The organism is Glycomyces mayteni, from assembly GCF_042428885.1.
Classification (GTDB): Bacteria; Actinomycetota; Actinomycetes; order Mycobacteriales; family Micromonosporaceae; genus Glycomyces; species Glycomyces mayteni.
Genome location: NZ_JBHMBP010000004.1, coordinates 529,047 through 543,900, shown reverse-complemented (window position 1 = coordinate 543,900; position 14,854 = coordinate 529,047). Strand labels below are relative to the sequence as shown.

The window sequence follows — 14,854 nt, the reverse complement described above, 5'->3', positions numbered from 1 at the left end:
GGACGACCGCTGCCGCGAGGCGACAGTCGCCTACCCGACAGCGGACACCGCGTCCGCGGAAAAACCGGACAAACCATGGTCCCCTTCCCGTACCTTTGATTCCACGTGTGTCAGGGTCTCGGGGAGGGGACGCGTTGGCTGAGGTCACCATCCGGCTGAACCGGCTGGGCCTGGAGCGCGGCCGCATGTGGCAGGCCGTCCTGGCCGCCGTCGCCGTGGTCCTGCCTGTCGCCGTGTGGATCGGACTCGAACGGGCCCTTGGGGACTCGGTCCAGAACATCGGCGAGGGCGACACCCTGTTCCTCCAGTCCTACCCCGTCGCCGGGGCCAGCCTCGAATACGAGCTGCCCGGGTCCGGCTGGACCAGCCCCGGCGTCCACTTCGCCGACCAGCGCCAGAACTTCGTGCGCGACCACCTCACCGCCTCCGTCGAGGTCGACTCCGGCGTCGACAGCCTCGAACGCCTCCTCGACCGCCGCGTCCAGCCCGTCATCGCCCAGAACGGCTACATCTACAACAACGTGCGCGACTACGCGAACGAGGACGCCGGGCTCGCCGGTTTCCGAGCCGACATCATCGGCATCGACAGCGCCGGATCGATCACCGTGGTGGGCAACGACAAAGGCGCCGCCGCGATCCTCGTCCTCATCGCCCCGGGGGCCGACCCGGCCGCCACCGACGTCGACCCCGACCCGTACGTCGCGACCTTCGAGCTGGAGGGCAAGTGACCGTCCGCACCGAACGCGTCGTCGTCGAGTCCCAGGGCGCGTTCATCCGCATCAGGCGCCCCGCCTACTGGCTGTTCGTCGCCTGCCTCGTCTACGGCCTGCTCGAACTCGGCCGGATCTTCTCGCCCGACTACGGCGACATCGCGACCGCTCTGTGGGCCTCCATCGCCGTCAACGCCGTCCTGGCGATCGTGTTCCTCCAGATCCTCTCCCGCCTCGACCTGTTCGAGCGCGAACCCCCCACGGTCCGCGCCGCCGCGATGGCCTGGGGCGGCATCGTCGCCGTCGCGCTCGCGATGCTCGCCAACAACGCCGCGCTCGTCGTCCTCGCCGAACTCGCCGACGCCAAATGGGCCCGCACCTGGGGTCCCGCGATCGTCGGCCCGATCAACGAGGAGTGGCTCAAGGCCCTCGGCGTCGTCATGCTCGTGCTCATCGTCCGCGAGCACTTCGACCGCTCCATCGACGGCCTCATCTACGGCGCCCTCGTCGGGCTCGGCTTCCAGGTCGTCGAGAACCTCACGTACGCCGTGAACTTCGCGGCCCTGAACCCCAACTCCGACATGGCCGGGGCTTTGACGGTGACGTTCACGCGCGTGCTCGTCGCCGCCCCGTTCTCGCACCCGCTGTACACCGGCGCGGCCGGGCTCGGCATCGCGTTCTTCGTGACCCAGACGCGGCGGTCCTTCAGCACGCGCCTCGGGGTCATGGTCGGCCTGTTCGCGCTCGCGCTGGCGATGCACGGCCTGTGGAACCTGCCGATGCCGCCGTCGCTGCCCGCGGGGCTCGCGATCCCGCTGACCTACGGCAAGGGCCTGATCATCCTCGGCCTGTTCTTCGTGCTGTACCACTTCGCGGCCCGCGCCGAATGGCGCTGGTTCGTCACCACCATGTCCGACGAGGACGAAGCGGTGATCACCACCGACGACCTCACCGAGATGCGCTCACTGCACTCGCGCCGCCGCGCCCGCAAACGGGCCCAGCGACGCTGGGGCAAGCACGCCTCGCAACTGCTCCGCCAGCTCCAGCACGAGCTGGTGAGCCTCGCGACGCTCGTCGCCCGCGACCAGCGCCGCGGCGACCGCGACGGCGACAGCCCCGACGTGGCGGCCGTCAAGCGCAACATCACCGCCATCAGGGCCGAACTCGCCCAGGCGAAGGGCGCGGTCGCCGCCAAGAAGTGAGGGCCCGTGCGGGGGCAGGTGCGGTAGCTGTCCGGGCCGGTCGCCCGCTCGCGGCGTCGCCGCGCCCTGAACCGCGGGACGAGGTACGTGCGGGGGCGGGACTGGTCGTCAGACCGCGGCCCGCTTGCCGTGTCCACGCGTCCTGAACCGCGGGCCGGGCCCTTGCGCGAAGCCTTCTCGGCCCGCTCGCCGCGCCCTGAACCGCGGGCGGATCAGCCGCGGACCGGGCCCTTGCGGGGCACCGGGGCGATCGAGCCCTTCTCGGCCTGGGCGGGGGCGCTCGCCGATTCGCTCGACGGTTCCCCGCTCGGCGACTGGCTCGTGGTCACCGACTCGGAGGCGCCCGGGTCGGTCGTGGGGGCCTCGCTCGTGGGGCCCTCGGTCGGCTCCTGCGTGGGGCCCCCGCTCGTGGGCTCCTCCGTGGGCGTGGTCTCCGTCGGTTCTTCGGTGGGCTCCTGCGTCGGCGGCTGCGTCGGGGAGCTCTCCTCCTCCGTCGGGCCGCGCGTGCCGTCGTCGCCGCCGACGGGCACCAGGTCGGGGGAGCGGCCGCCCGTGCCGCCGCCGCTCCCGCGGCCCTGGGTCGCCGCTCCCGCGGTCGACTCCTCCGCGCTCGGGTCGGCGGCGTCGCCGCCCCGGGGCGCCTCCTCCTCGGCAGCGGTCCCCGCCGCCTCAGCGTCCTGCCCGGTCGTGTCCGAGCCGAGCCCGAACCAGCCCTCGATGATGTCCGCGTCGTCGCCCTCGGCGAGTCCGGGGAGGTCGGCGCCGCCGCGCACGAGCGCGCCGGTCGCCATGACCCCGCCCGCCACGGTCGCCACCGCGATCACCCCGATCCGCCGGAACCGCTTCGAGCGGCGCAGGTCGTAGCCGAGCGAGCGGACCGCGCCCTTGGTCTCGCGCCCGATGGCACCGAAGAGTCCCACGTGTCTCCCACCGTCCGTTCGTGTCCTTCACTCGGATCAACGAACGAGTCGACTCCGGGTAACCGTCAGGTCACCCGTGCGGGGGTCATGCGATCGACCGAACCCGAAAGGGACCGGCGCTAAAAGTCGCGCTTGACGGCCTTCACGAGCAGGCCCGCGAAGACCTCCAGGGCCGCGGGGTCCACGTCGGCCCGCGAGTCCTCCAGCGCCGCCTCCGCCTCGGCGGCCAGCGCCTCGATGCGGTGCTCGGTGTCCGCCAGAGCGCCGGTGTCCATGAGGATCGCGCGCAGCCGCGCCACGCCCTCGGCGTCGAGCCCGGGGTCCCCGAGACCGGCGTCCAGGACCTCCCGGCGGGACTCGTCCGCGGCGGCCCAGGCCCGCGCGACGAGGAACGTGTGCTTGCCTTCGCGCAGGTCGTCCCCTGCGGGCTTGCCGGTCTGCGCGGGGTCGCCGAACACGCCGAGCACGTCGTCCCGGAGCTGGAACGCCTCGCCGAGCGGCAGCCCGATCGCGGAGTAGCGAGCGCGCACGCGCTCGGGGGCGCCCGCGAGGGACGCGCCGATCAGGAGCGGGCGCTCGATCGTGTACTTCGCGGACTTGTAGCGGGCGACCTTCGCGGCCGTGGCCTCCGAGACGTCGCGGCGGACCTCGGAGAGCACGTCGAGGTACTGCCCGGCGCTCACCTCGGTGCGCATGAGGTCGAAGTCGCCGCGGGCCGCGGCCACCTTCGCGAACGGCATCCCCGCGGAGCAGAACAGCTCGTCGGACCAGGCCAGGCACAGGTCCCCGAGGAGGATCGCGGCCGCGGAGCCGAACTCCTGGGGCCGTCCCGACCAGCCCTCGCGCTCGTGGAGCGCCGCGAAGCGCCGGTGCACGGACGGGGCGCCGCGGCGCGTGTCGGAGCCGTCGATGAGGTCGTCGTGCATGAGCGCGGAGGCCTGGAGCAGTTCGAGGGAGGAGACGCAGGCGACGAGCTCGTCGGAGTCCTCCAGGCCCGCGCCGCGGGCGCCCCAGTACGCGAACGCGGGCCGCAGCCGCTTCCCGCCGCCGAGCACGAAGTCGCGGACCGCGTCGGCGTAGACGCCGAGCCGTTCGTCGATGCCGCAGATGACCGCGGCCTGCCGGTCCAGGAAGGCCGCGAGGGCCGCGTCGACGCGCTCGTTGAGCTCCACGTTCCGAACGCTAGACGAGCAATTCCGCGTCCCACCTGTTGGGTGTCCTCGAATGCAGGTCAGGACACGTGTATCAGAGCCGTTACCGTTGAGTGCATGACTCTCGGGACGCCCAGCGTGATGCCGGTCAAGGCCGCCAAGATCGGCGACCTGCTGCGCTCGGGCGAGCCCAAGTTCTCCTTCGAGCTGTTCCCGCCCCGCGACGAGGCCGCCGAAGGGGTCCTGTGGCGGACCATCCGCGACCTGGAGCGCCTCGGCGCCGACTACGTGTCCGTCACGTACGGCGCGGGCGGCTCGACGCGCCTGAAGACCGTCGACACGACGAACCTCGTCAACGCCGAGACGACGCTGCTGACGATGGCGCACTGCACGGCCGTCGACCACTCCGTCGCCGAGCTGCGGAACCTCATCGGCCACTTCGCCGACGTGGGGGTCCGCAACATCCTCGCCGTGCGCGGCGACCCGCCGGGCAACCCGCGCGCCGACTGGGTCCGCCACCCCGAGGGCATCCTGCACGCCCGCGAACTCGTCGAGCTCATCAAGGAGTCCGGGGACTTCAGCGTCGGCGTCGCCGCGTTCCCCGACGGGCACCCGCGGGACGTCGACTGGGACACCGGGGTCCGCTACTTCGTGGAGAAGTGCCGCGCCGGAGCCGACTTCGCGATCACGCAGATCTTCTACGACGTCGAGGACTACCTGCGCCTGCGCGACGCCGTCGCCGCGGCCGGGTGCGACGTGCCGATCGTCCCGGGCATCATGCCGATCACGAACATCAGGCAGATCGAGCGGTTCGCGGTCCTCACCGGCATGGTCTTCCCCGAGGCCCTCGCCGAGCGCCTGCGCGCCGTCGCCGACGACCGCGACGCGGTGCGCGACATCGGCGTCGAGGTCGCGACCGCGATGGGCGCGCGGCTCCTCGCCGAAGGCGCCCCCGGCCTGCACTTCACCACCCTGAACCACTCGCGCTCCACGCGGCGGGTCTGGAACAACCTGCGCCCGTAGCCCGATCGGGGGGTTGCGGTCACGGCCGGGACACGTAGAGTCCTCTCCTATGCCCGATGCTGCGAATGCGCGCCTGATGCCGTCTGCTACAACAACACCCATGCGCACCCGAGTGCCCGCTTATCCCTGAAAGTATAATAGCTATCTACCTGCGTAAACACGAAAAAACCCCTCCCGAAGGAGGGGCCAAACCCCCGCGAAGGCGGGGACGATGCTTGCAGCATAGAAAGCCACGAGCCACACCCGCGTTGGCGGGTACGTCGTACAGCCTAGCGTGCCCGTAGGCACAAAGAAAGCCCCCTCACCCGCTGGGGTGAGGGGTACTCGCTCAGCCTTCGTCAGAGGGCTTGTCAGCCAGATTGCGAAGGGCAACCGCGGGGTTGTAGCCGAGGAGGGCGCCCGCGAGGGCGATCCATCCCGACAGCTCATCGGCGTTGATCACGCCGTAGCCGAGGAGGAGACCGGCAACCGCGAGGCCAACAGCGTACAGATACTTACGCCGCTCAAGCGTAAGTTCGGGTAGCTTCATTCAGTTGTTCCTAACTTGCTAGCAGTGAGGGTGACAGTCCCGGCGAAGCTCGCCGGGAGCTTGAGAACGCCGTCCTTGCCCGCAGGCCCGGGGTCACCCTTGACGCCCTTCAGGCCGCGCTTGGCGAGGAACTGGAGTAGGAGTTCATCCCACATCCACGGCGTAACGCTGTCGCCGTGCCAGTCCTTGTCCCAGCAATCCTTAAACCACTTCTTGACAACGGCCTTAGTCGAGGGCCCATAGGCGCCATCGTGACCGCCGTCGAGTTCGTAACCAAGGGTTTCAAAACGGCGCTGCATCTGCTCAACGCGCCACGACTTTTCGCCATACGTAGGGGCAGTCATATCTAGGCTTTCATCCTGCGCGGGCGTAGCACTGCCCGCGGTCTTTCCGGTGAGTACTTCAAAAACGCCTTTGATCCGATCCCAGTTCTCGACGTCGGCACGGAAGAAACTCACGTGCAGATGCCATAGATGGGACTTGTCAGCGGACGTCTCGTACGGCTTGCCGACTCGCGACTTCTTGCCGAGTCCGTGAACAACCTTGCCGTCGAGGGTGCCGTAAAACTCCTTGACGCTCGCAAGGCGCGCGTCTCGCGCGCTGAAAGCGTCGGAGATTCGCTTGGTGTACTTGATCATGTCCGTGACGCTGGAAAACGTCAGGTCAATAGCCGCGGCCTTATTGCTAGGCCCTAGCTTGTCAAGGTCAAGCTGAATAGAGTAGTTGCTAGGCCATTTGGCCTTGTTGCCGTCGCGCGTATTGTGATAGCCCGACTTGTTCGCGTAGATACCGCCGTACTTGACTCGATAGCCGATTACCGCGGAGATCTCTTCCCACAGGCGCCACAGCGCAGGGGTTGTGTAGTTGTTCGGGGGATTGCTCATTCAGTTGTCACCTGAAAATGTAAGGAGCAACCAATGCGATTGCCCCGATAATCATCATCACGATAGAAATCGTGTTCGCAGGCCAACGGCGACTTTCCAGGTTGGTCAGCCGCGAGTCATGCCCGTTGACTTTCTCCACGACGCTCTGAAGGGCCTGCGTAGTAAGCGCCTGGTTCTTGTCCAGCTGGGCAAGGAATTTGTACGTCTCTGCGTCAGTCATATTGAGTTGTTCCTAGGATTCCCTGCCGTAGCATTCATCGACTTGCGCCCAAGAGCGCGAGCCGGTCGTATTGCGGACCATGATTTTGATATTGTGTTCCGACATCGGGGAAATAGTCGTGCCCCAACCCGGAATGCTGTACGCCCCGGAGGCGTTGCCCGTACCCGTGGCGATAGTCGTAGAGTCGATCAGGAGTTGCCATTCGGTGGCGCCGCCAGAGGCGGCGGTGCCCATAGCAAAGCTGATCTTGGGGTGCTGGATAGGGCTGAACCCGTGGAACAGCTCTACGAACGTGCTGGAGTTGGTTGACGGCCAGAAAGGCCCGGTTGTAGCAACCTGCGAGTCAGACGAGGCGACCATGCGATACGGGATATACGGGCGTGCGATGCCGTAGCCGCTCTCTGCGTCTGTTGACATCACGTAGTTGCCTGCGAGGTCGTAGAAGACAATTGCCGGGCTGGCGGCAGAGCCGCCCATGATGAAAGCCCTGCCGCCAGTCGGATAGTTGAATTGCCAACCCGCGGTGCTCTCGCCACCGAACGACACCATGCCGAGCTTTGCAACGGTTGTGCCGTCTTCGGCGAGGAGCACCAGTTCCCCGCCGTCAACAGTGATCTTGCCGCCGTCCTTGACGGTAAGTCCACCCGAGCCGATAGACGCGGCCTGGAGCGTGCGACCGCTGAGGCGGTCATTGACTTTCGACTCAAGCTGTTTGAACCTGTAGTCAATATCGCCCTGGTGCATTGCAGCGTTTCTAGGCATCGGCTAGCGTCTCTTCCGTCTCTTCCAGGAATACCGGGGTGAAAGTGCCGTTAGCGGCGGAGAGCTTCCAGCCGATCAGGCGCTTAATGCCAATCAGCCCGTTCGGACGTGTCGGCCCGTACAGCGCGTACGAAACCCAGTCGCCTAGATCAATGTCAATACCCAGTCGCACAGGCGACTGGTCCCAGCGAGACTCAACTTCAATCGATTCCGTGCCGTTGCCTATCTCGTCTAGCCGACTCGTAGCGTGCTCGTTGAGCGTCGCTATCTTGGTAACCGAGCTAGACGGGCTGTAGCGGTATTCGATCCTCGGATAGCCTTCGCGGATGTTGGTCATTTCCTTCGACTGCGGGCGTACATCGCCCTCGCCGGAGGAGTAGGCGATCACAGAGTTAGCGCCGTTTCCCTCGCTCCAGTCGTTCGTGCGCTTCCACTTCGCTTTGCTGCCGCCGCGGGTCGAGATTGGCCCGCGCGGGCTTGTCTTCGCGGCGCCAATCTTGGCGCGGCAAGTGAAAATCAAGCGCAGTTTCGAGCCCCACTCATCGGCGTACTCGGCCCGGATCATCCACTCCGGTCCGTTGATCACCTCGGACAGCTCTTGAATGCGCTTGTATAGCGTGGCGTCCTCGTCATCGTTGTACGTGCGATCACGTGCAATACCAGTAGGCGTGATATCGAACTCAAGCGGAATACCGGTTATGTCAGCAGCGATCTTCGCGAGGTCACGCATGATGAATGCTTGTTCAATCTGCGTGAATTTCAACGTGCGCGTGTAGCGCCGGTCGAGATAGCTCTCAATAGTCGCAACGCCAAGATCTAGCCCGCCTTCGGAGGTCTCAACGGTCTTCCAGACGATGCCCGCCCAAGCGGGCTTCTTGTTGATCTCTGCTACGACGATCGTATTAGGCGCCTTGACCGTGTCGGTTACGAAGCGGTTTGCCATAGGCCCCGAAAGGGGCGTAGGGATATTCACCGTAGACGACTCGGAGGCGCCTAGCGACCGGATCAGGTCGCCTGTGGCGCCCTGCAATGACGAGATCTTGCGAAGCGTCAGCAAGTCGTAGGCGTACCACTTAATCGTCGGCGTAGCCGCCGCCTGAACGACTTCGGTAAAGTCGTCTTCGGGTTCTACCGGGTCGACAGGAGTCGACAGGCCGGAAACCGTTACAGCGTGGTCGAACAGGACTGTCGTGCCCTGGTGGGCATTGATTTGCACCGTGATCGAATCGCCGCGGTCCTGCACGTTGATCATGCCGAACTGCGAGTGTGATACGCCGCCGCTCGTGCCCTGGTTGTAGTAGACCGAAGAGACCGCGGAGGGGTTCGCGTCGAGTGGCGCGAGCAGCGCGAGCGGGAAACCGCCCCACGGGTTGTTAGCGCCGTCATCAATGGCGAGGGCGTGCAAGTCGGCCTGGAGCATAATCATGCGGTCATGCCACGGCGTCAGGATGTCGGTAAGCCGTTGACGCTCTAGGGCGAAGCCGCCCCAAGAGTCGGAGCCCGCGCCGCCTAGGTGCCACTGCACGCCGGTAGTCATGACGAGGAATTCCGCGCCCGCCGCCTCTCCGGCGGCGAGCGTCTGGGCAATCCAAGCGAGTTGCTCGTATCCGAGCATGACGTGCCCGGGCCCATCGGGGTTGACGTTCGGGTCACGGTAGTACCGGTCGTCCGTGATGATGAACAGCACGCGACCGAATTGGAAAGAATGGAACGTGCCGCCGGACTCCGGGAGCGGGTAATGCGGCACTCGCTCGCGATAGACACTCGCGTAGTTCTCTTTGCCTACCTGCGTGCCGTCACTGTCGTTCTTGCCGAAGTCGTGGTCATCCGCTGACCAAATCAGCGGCACCTTGCGGTATAGCTCGTGCTGATTCGGCTGTAGCAATACGTCATCAATGCAGCGGCGGTAGCCGCTGACAGTTGAGTCAATAATCTGACCGGGGTTGTAATAGTGGATATCGCCCAAGTGAATAAAGAAACTCGGGTCCATGTCCGCAATCATCTTGTGCGAAGCGTGGTTCGAGATCCGGTCAGGCAGGAACGATCCGGCGACGCCGGGCGTATTGGGGACTAGGCCCGAGTCGCCAGCGGCGGCAAACGTAAAGCTCGCCTGCGAGCCCTTGACAGGGAACGTAGAGAACCGGCCCGTATACAGCGTGTCGGCTACGCCGTCGATGACCCAGCGGTAATAGAACCGGGTCAGCGGCGGCAAGCCACTCGGAGTAAGCGAGACAACATTGTCATCTTCGATCGTCGCCGGGCCGTAGGTCGTGACCGTAGCGAAATCGCTGGTGGTAGAAAGCTCTAGGCGGACCGTAGTCGCGCCCGGATCGATCTTTGCCCTTACCCAGGCTGAGCTTTCAGTTACGGCACCGACCCAAGTAGAGATGAGCATATGAGGTTATCCGTTTTCTACAGCGATCCAAGACAGCGTTGTTGCCGAGGTCGAAGACCTCGCGAGGTTGGCAGTAAAGCCCGTCGTAGAGGCGCCGGTTACCGTGGCTTCGATGACGAGGCCGGGAACCGAGGCGACCGCGGAAATAGTGACGTTCGGAGCGGTCGAGAAGAAGCCGACCGGGAACGAAACCGCGGAGGTGCCGCGGTAGTACGACGCGGCGAAGGCGGGGTCAGACACCGACGTTACCGGCGTTACGGCAACAGTCCCGGAAAGCACTTTGGCGGTCTTCGTGCGGGCCATGACATCCCACGCAATGCCGTTCCAGGTCTCGAATACATCCGTGTCCTTGCGGTACACGGTCAGGCCATCCCACGGGGTTACGAGCGCGTCGCGCTCAGTCTGCGAGGCAACTGGAACGATGCCGCCAACCGCAATGACCGGCTTGTGAATACGGGTCATGGTCGGAGCGCCCGCAACCGGGACAGAGAACGTAGCGAGCGCTACCGCGTCTTCAGGCAGCGTCGGGGGGACGCCCGAGCCCGGCGTGCCCGTGTAGATCACGGGCTGAGCGATGCGGGCGCCGGACAGGTCGACATCGGTGTCGCTCAGTTCAACCGCGGCCATGTCAATGCGCGTCTGCGCACTGGCCGGGGCTAGCGAGATGTTGACAACGGAGGGGATCAGCCAGCGGTACGGGCCCGCGTTGGAGGGCCACGTGCCGCCCGCGGCGGGTTGGATCACGCCGGTAGCCCGGCGGAACTCAACCGTCGTGCCTGTCAGCCCGATCGGGTTCTGTCCGGCGCGGACGCCCGAAGTTCCCGCCAGTGAGTGTGATCCGGGCTGAAGGAGTAGCGCGTCAAACTGCCGAAGCGCCGCCGGGGGCTGCACGCCCTCAACGGCATGGATGTCAACCGAGCCCGAGCCGGTATACGTCATCGGCATACCGCCGGGAGCGGCGGCAAGCTTGAACGTATTCGTAGCCGAGTTGCGGACCCAGTAAGGGGCGCCCTCTACGAGGGCCCCAGCGCCTGCTACAAGCGTCTTAACGGTGACCTGGGTACCATCGGCTAGGCCATGGGCGGACAGGGTCACAGTGTCGCCAGTAGCGACCGTAGCGGAGCCGATTAGGGCGCCGGGACCGGCGCTAGTCCAGAGCAGATTGCTAGCCATTCAGTTTTACCACCTGTCGCGCCAACTAATGTGCGCGGTAGCGTCTCCGCCATCCGAGGCGGAGCGGAATTCAATTGTGGATTCGCCGGGGGCGAGAAGCGGCAACGCGCCGCGGAGCGCGTCGAGGCGCGGCATGACGCCATTAAACACGATCGACTCGTTTCCTGTGTCGATCTCTAGCCACTGATCGGCAAGCAGTTCAATGTCGATCCAAAACGTCTGTACAGCCCCGTCAGGGCCGACCAGGAGAAACCGCGGCTGAACCACGGGGCCGTCAATACGGATCATGAGTGACGTAGCGTCGATACCCGCATTGGTCAGCGTGCCGCGGCCTTCGGCGACCGCGGTAAAGATCGACAGCGGCGCGGAGAGCGGGGCGGCGAGGCCGCCCGAGGTCGCATACGGCGACAGCTCAACGGAGTGGAGCCCGTTCTCGCCGCCGGAGTACATCGACGGGTCAAGCGCTTCTAGGCTGCAAGACGTCGTGACGTCACCCGTGTACAGGTTCTTGACTTCCGGCGAGAGCGCGCGCGGGCGCGCGTACATCATGAAGTCCTTGCCGCCGCTGCGCCAATGGATCTCGGGTTCCGTGGTCTCGGTGCGGATCGGGCGGAATGCCTGAAGCAGTTGCGTATGCAGTGACCACCAGCCCGCGGGGGAGCCGCCTACGGGGTGGACTATGAGCGTGATTTGTGCGGGGTCAAGGAACTCCGGGCCGGACCAGGCGCCATCCTGATAGGGATTCGAGCCGGTATACGACGCGGAGGCGTTGCGAATCCAGGGGTTGAAATAGGCAACGATAAAGTCAGTACCGGGGCCCATTACTAGGCCCCGGACCATCACTTGGCCCTCTTCAGTGAGAGGCATTCAGTTATACCACCATTGCTAGCTGTGCCTCAAGCTCGCCCTTGTCAAAGCGATTCGTAGCGGCATTGATGTTGACGTTCTCGATATTCACGCCCCGGCGTTCGCCCGGGAGCGTAGACCGGATATTCGCGTTCGTGGTCAGCTCGATATCACGGGTAAACCCCTGAAGGAACGAGCGGATAGCGGGAATGCCATTCTTAAGACCCCGCTCGAAAGAACCCATAGCCATTTCGCCCGCAGGCTCGAAAATGACCTTGTCCCGCTTGGGCGGGCCCTTCCAAGAAGTCAGCTTATCCGTCAGACTCGTCAGGGTGTCCTTGACGTTGTCAACCATATTGTCGATGCCGTCAATAAAGCCTTGGATAAGATCCTTGCCCGCATTGTATAGCCACGAGCCCATATCGCCGAGAGCGTCGAGAATTTCGCCGGGCAAATTGCCCGCCCATTCGACTAGCTCCCAAAACTTATCGACTGCCGCGTCTACGGCATTTCCAACCCACTCATCGAATTTCGCCTTGAGCTGCGCTAGCGCTTGGACACCGGCCCAAAATTCATCAATTTTGTTTTGGACGAATTGTACGATGAAATCCCAAATTCCCTTAAAGAAATTCTTGATTCCATTCCACAAATCTTCCCAAAATCCCTTGATTTTGGCTTGCCAAAGCATCCACTCAATTAGGAAATCAACGGCCATATCGATAAAGAATTGCTTGATGCCGTTGATAATTCCGGAGAAGAAGTCAGAAATTGCGGTCCACACCGCAATTGCATTCTCCTTGATCCAATCCCAGGCTGCGGAAATAGCGGCCTTGATCTCGTCCCAATATATGATGATCAGGGCTACTAGGCCGATGATGATCGCAATGACCCAGCCAATCGGGCCCATGGCGATGAACCACGCAGCCGCGATTCTAGCAGCCTGAATCATCGCTTGCAACCCTAGCCACGCCCATTGTGCGCCTTGCGCGATGAGCGCGCCAACGATAACCGCTGTGCGGGCTACTGCGCCCGCGGCCATAAGAACCCAGGCGGCGACGGTACGCGCCGCGGCAATAGTCGCCTGAACGGCGATGCGGCTGTATTGCAGAAGCATTAGCCCGGCATTGCGGGCGATTGCGACTGCGGCGCCCGCTATTGCAGGGGTGGCAGTAACCGTCCACGCAACCGCCGTGCGGATCGCGGAGGCGACCGCCGCGGCGGCAAGACGGATATACATGACCATCATGCGCGCGCCCGCGGCTACTACGACCGCGGCAACGCGGACGAAAGTAATCGTCATGGTAACGCCCCACATGACGGCGCGAGCGACCGCAACGGACGCCACCGCAATCCAGCGGGCAAGCGTGCCGATCGCCTTGACAATGCCGACGATAAGCAGGGACACCGCGGTATACAGGCCGCGGACAACCATGACAAGCGCGGCGATTCGGCCGACCAGCGGGCCGATGACAATCGACCACGCAAGGAACTGCGCAATCTGGCCCTGTGTCTGCGGGCTCAGCGAATTGAACCAAGTTGCGATTCCGGCGAAGCCGGTAACGAGTACGCCAATGGCGCGTGCAACCTCAGTGAGGATCGCTCCGAAGAACAGGAAGAGGTTATTCAACATGGCCTGTCCCTGTGAGGACTCGGCCCAATCCGCCATCTTCTCAGAAAGCTCGATAAGCACGGCGAGCGTACCGCCGTCCGTACCCGCGGCATTGAATACCGCGGCGATGAACCGGCCTAGGTTGACAACGACAGAAAGCAGTTGCTTACTGACATCGATAGCCTGGTCAAACCACGCCTGCGCGCGGCCGTCCGATGCAATCTGCGAAAGCCAGTCGCCGAAGCGTCCGAAGGTCTCGCCGATCGAAGCTCCGAGGTCATCGGCAACGAGGCTGGCGAGATCGAAAATGCCCTGCAACAGCTGCGGCAGCCCCGCGCCCGCGCCTTCAATGAACTTCGCGGTTTCCGCGGTTACCTGCGCGAGGGTCGAGGCGCCTTCAGCGCCTTTAGCCCACGCTAGAACGCCAGCTACGACAGTTCCGAGCGAGCCCGCTATAGCGGACAGGCCCTCGCGTACAGGGCCCTTCAGTTCCTCTCCTAGACCCTTTGCAGAGCGCACCATGGGCGCGAAGAAGGCTTCTTGAATGAGATCGTTCAGGCCGTGAAATATGCTGCCGAGTTCACCAACGACCTTGCCTGCGCTCGGAGTAAGCCCCTTGAGCCCCTCCTCGAAACCTTCCGAGTCGCCAAGCAGCGACGAACCCAGTACAGTGCCAACCCCTTTGAGCGCGAGCATAAGGGCGCCCAAGGCGCCCGCCGCGGCCAATGCCACGGCGGGTACGCCTACTAGCAGACCTGAAACAGGTGCAAGCGCGGAGACTGCGGCAAGCGCAGACGCTATCAGGGTGTCAAGTACTCCAGCCTTGCCTAGCGACGTGATGCCGCTGAACAGGTTTGTAAATGAGCGCTTGATCTTGGTAGTGACGCGACTGCGATTCCAGCCCTTTTCGATCTCTTTTCCGAGATCCTGGCCGTACTTGTCGAACCCCTCTTTCGAGAGTTCGCGTCGAAGCGCCTTGATAAAACCCCGGGCAGACGGAATGATCGTCAGGTAGGCTGACCCGACGTTGATATTCGTCGCCATATTCAATTGTCCTTATTTGAGGCTGTCTAGGTACTTCAGTACTTCGGCATTCGATCGCGTCGGCTTGGCGCCGTAGCGGGTTTCGACCACTTCCTTACCCGGTCGTGGTATAGGCTTGGGCCTGCGGCCCTTGCCGCCGCCTCGCTGCCAGTTCGCATTAGCGAGGGTGTCGAGGATGCCCGCCAAAATGTACTCAGACGCGTTCCACTCGGCTTTAGGGCCTGCAACGGCCCGAATGAACCGGCTAGCCGCCGGAAGGCGGAGCATAAGCCTGAATGCCTTCGCCGGGGACAGGGCGCCCGTGTAAACGTCAGCGATATCGAGACGGTAATACTCGTGAAAGTCCGCCTCGATGTCGTCGCCGTACGCGTGCAGCAACCCCGGCA

The 14,854-nt window shown here is 64.2% G+C and carries 14 protein-coding genes; 3 read left to right on the top strand and 11 right to left on the bottom strand.

What is annotated here, in order from left to right:
* The first annotated feature begins 134 nt into the window (after positions 1–134).
* Together ACFFXY_RS17930 and ACFFXY_RS17925 are read left to right on the top strand one after the other, a co-directional pair.
* Positions 135–728, top strand: a complete 594-nt coding sequence (locus tag ACFFXY_RS17930; protein ID WP_382353499.1) for a hypothetical protein — start codon at positions 135–137, stop codon at positions 726–728.
* Positions 725–1,912, top strand: a complete 1,188-nt coding sequence (locus tag ACFFXY_RS17925; protein WP_382353496.1) for a PrsW family intramembrane metalloprotease — start codon at positions 725–727, stop codon at positions 1,910–1,912. Before ACFFXY_RS17930 ends, ACFFXY_RS17925 begins: the two co-directional genes overlap by 4 nt.
* Before the next feature lie 212 nt (positions 1,913–2,124).
* Here the strand turns inward: ACFFXY_RS17925 and ACFFXY_RS17920 are convergent, their stop codons facing one another.
* Both ACFFXY_RS17920 and ACFFXY_RS17915 read right to left on the bottom strand, forming a co-directional pair.
* On the bottom strand, positions 2,125–2,832 hold the full coding sequence (locus tag ACFFXY_RS17920) for a hypothetical protein (protein WP_382353493.1): 708 nt from the start codon (positions 2,830–2,832) through the stop codon (positions 2,125–2,127).
* Positions 2,833–2,951: 119 nt separating this feature from the next.
* A complete protein-coding gene (locus ACFFXY_RS17915) occupies positions 2,952–4,004 on the bottom strand; it encodes a polyprenyl synthetase family protein (protein WP_382353490.1) in 1,053 nt (350 codons plus the stop codon).
* A gap of 96 nt (positions 4,005–4,100) precedes the next feature.
* Here ACFFXY_RS17915 and metF point away from each other — a divergent pair, with 96 nt between their 5' ends.
* Positions 4,101–5,006 (top strand): methylenetetrahydrofolate reductase [NAD(P)H], encoded by a 906-nt coding sequence (gene metF / locus ACFFXY_RS17910; protein ID WP_382353487.1) that lies wholly within the window; start codon positions 4,101–4,103, stop codon positions 5,004–5,006.
* Between the two features lie 328 nt (positions 5,007–5,334).
* Here the strand turns inward: metF and ACFFXY_RS17905 are convergent, their stop codons facing one another.
* From ACFFXY_RS17905 to ACFFXY_RS17865, 9 genes are all read right to left on the bottom strand, one after another.
* A complete protein-coding gene (locus ACFFXY_RS17905; protein ID WP_382353485.1) occupies positions 5,335–5,535 on the bottom strand; it encodes a hypothetical protein in 201 nt (66 codons plus the stop codon).
* Positions 5,532–6,419 carry a peptidoglycan-binding domain-containing protein gene (locus tag ACFFXY_RS17900; RefSeq protein WP_382353482.1) on the bottom strand — a complete coding sequence of 296 codons (888 nt, stop codon included), beginning with the start codon at positions 6,417–6,419 and terminating at the stop codon, positions 5,532–5,534. Before ACFFXY_RS17900 ends, ACFFXY_RS17905 begins: the two co-directional genes overlap by 4 nt.
* Positions 6,420–6,426: 7 nt before the next feature.
* Entirely contained in the window at positions 6,427–6,639 is a 213-nt protein-coding gene (locus ACFFXY_RS17895; protein WP_382353479.1) for a hypothetical protein, read from the bottom strand.
* A 12-nt stretch (positions 6,640–6,651) separates the two neighbouring features.
* Positions 6,652–7,383, bottom strand: coding sequence for a hypothetical protein (locus tag ACFFXY_RS17890; RefSeq protein WP_382353476.1), 732 nt, complete (start codon positions 7,381–7,383; stop codon positions 6,652–6,654).
* A gap of 10 nt (positions 7,384–7,393) precedes the next feature.
* Positions 7,394–9,796, bottom strand: a complete 2,403-nt coding sequence (locus ACFFXY_RS17885) for an alkaline phosphatase D family protein (protein ID WP_382353473.1) — start codon at positions 9,794–9,796, stop codon at positions 7,394–7,396.
* 6 nt (positions 9,797–9,802) lie between these two features.
* Positions 9,803–10,735: a hypothetical protein gene (locus tag ACFFXY_RS17880; RefSeq protein WP_382353470.1), complete on the bottom strand. Its 933-nt coding sequence runs from the start codon at positions 10,733–10,735 to the stop codon at positions 9,803–9,805.
* Between the two features lie 240 nt (positions 10,736–10,975).
* Positions 10,976–11,836 carry a phage tail family protein gene (locus ACFFXY_RS17875; protein ID WP_382353467.1) on the bottom strand — a complete coding sequence of 287 codons (861 nt, stop codon included), beginning with the start codon at positions 11,834–11,836 and terminating at the stop codon, positions 10,976–10,978.
* 4 nt (positions 11,837–11,840) lie between these two features.
* Positions 11,841–14,468 (bottom strand): phage tail protein, encoded by a 2,628-nt coding sequence (locus ACFFXY_RS17870; RefSeq protein WP_382353464.1) that lies wholly within the window; start codon positions 14,466–14,468, stop codon positions 11,841–11,843.
* Between the two features lie 12 nt (positions 14,469–14,480).
* Positions 14,481–14,846 (bottom strand): hypothetical protein, encoded by a 366-nt coding sequence (locus ACFFXY_RS17865; protein WP_382353461.1) that lies wholly within the window; start codon positions 14,844–14,846, stop codon positions 14,481–14,483.
* Positions 14,847–14,854: the final 8 nt, after the last annotated feature.

What these genes read in the sequence shown, in the direction of transcription:
- metF (WP_382353487.1), top strand. Translation starts at nt 4,101, where the DNA reads ATGACTCTCGGGACGCCCAGCGTGATGCCGGTCAAGGCCGCCAAGATC.
- ACFFXY_RS17905 (WP_382353485.1), bottom strand. Translation starts at nt 5,535, where the DNA reads ATGAAGCTACCCGAACTTACGCTTGAGCGGCGTAAGTATCTGTACGCT.
- ACFFXY_RS17900 (WP_382353482.1), bottom strand. Translation starts at nt 6,419, where the DNA reads ATGAGCAATCCCCCGAACAACTACACAACCCCTGCGCTGTGGCGCCTG.
- ACFFXY_RS17895 (WP_382353479.1), bottom strand. Translation starts at nt 6,639, where the DNA reads ATGACTGACGCAGAGACGTACAAATTCCTTGCCCAGCTGGACAAGAAC.
- ACFFXY_RS17890 (WP_382353476.1), bottom strand. Translation starts at nt 7,383, where the DNA reads ATGCACCAGGGCGATATTGACTACAGGTTCAAACAGCTTGAGTCGAAA.
- ACFFXY_RS17885 (WP_382353473.1), bottom strand. Translation starts at nt 9,796, where the DNA reads ATGCTCATCTCTACTTGGGTCGGTGCCGTAACTGAAAGCTCAGCCTGG.
- ACFFXY_RS17880 (WP_382353470.1), bottom strand. Translation starts at nt 10,735, where the DNA reads ATGACGTATACCGGCTCGGGCTCGGTTGACATCCATGCCGTTGAGGGC.
- ACFFXY_RS17875 (WP_382353467.1), bottom strand. Translation starts at nt 11,836, where the DNA reads ATGCCTCTCACTGAAGAGGGCCAAGTGATGGTCCGGGGCCTAGTAATG.
- ACFFXY_RS17870 (WP_382353464.1), bottom strand. Translation starts at nt 14,468, where the DNA reads ATGGCGACGAATATCAACGTCGGGTCAGCCTACCTGACGATCATTCCG.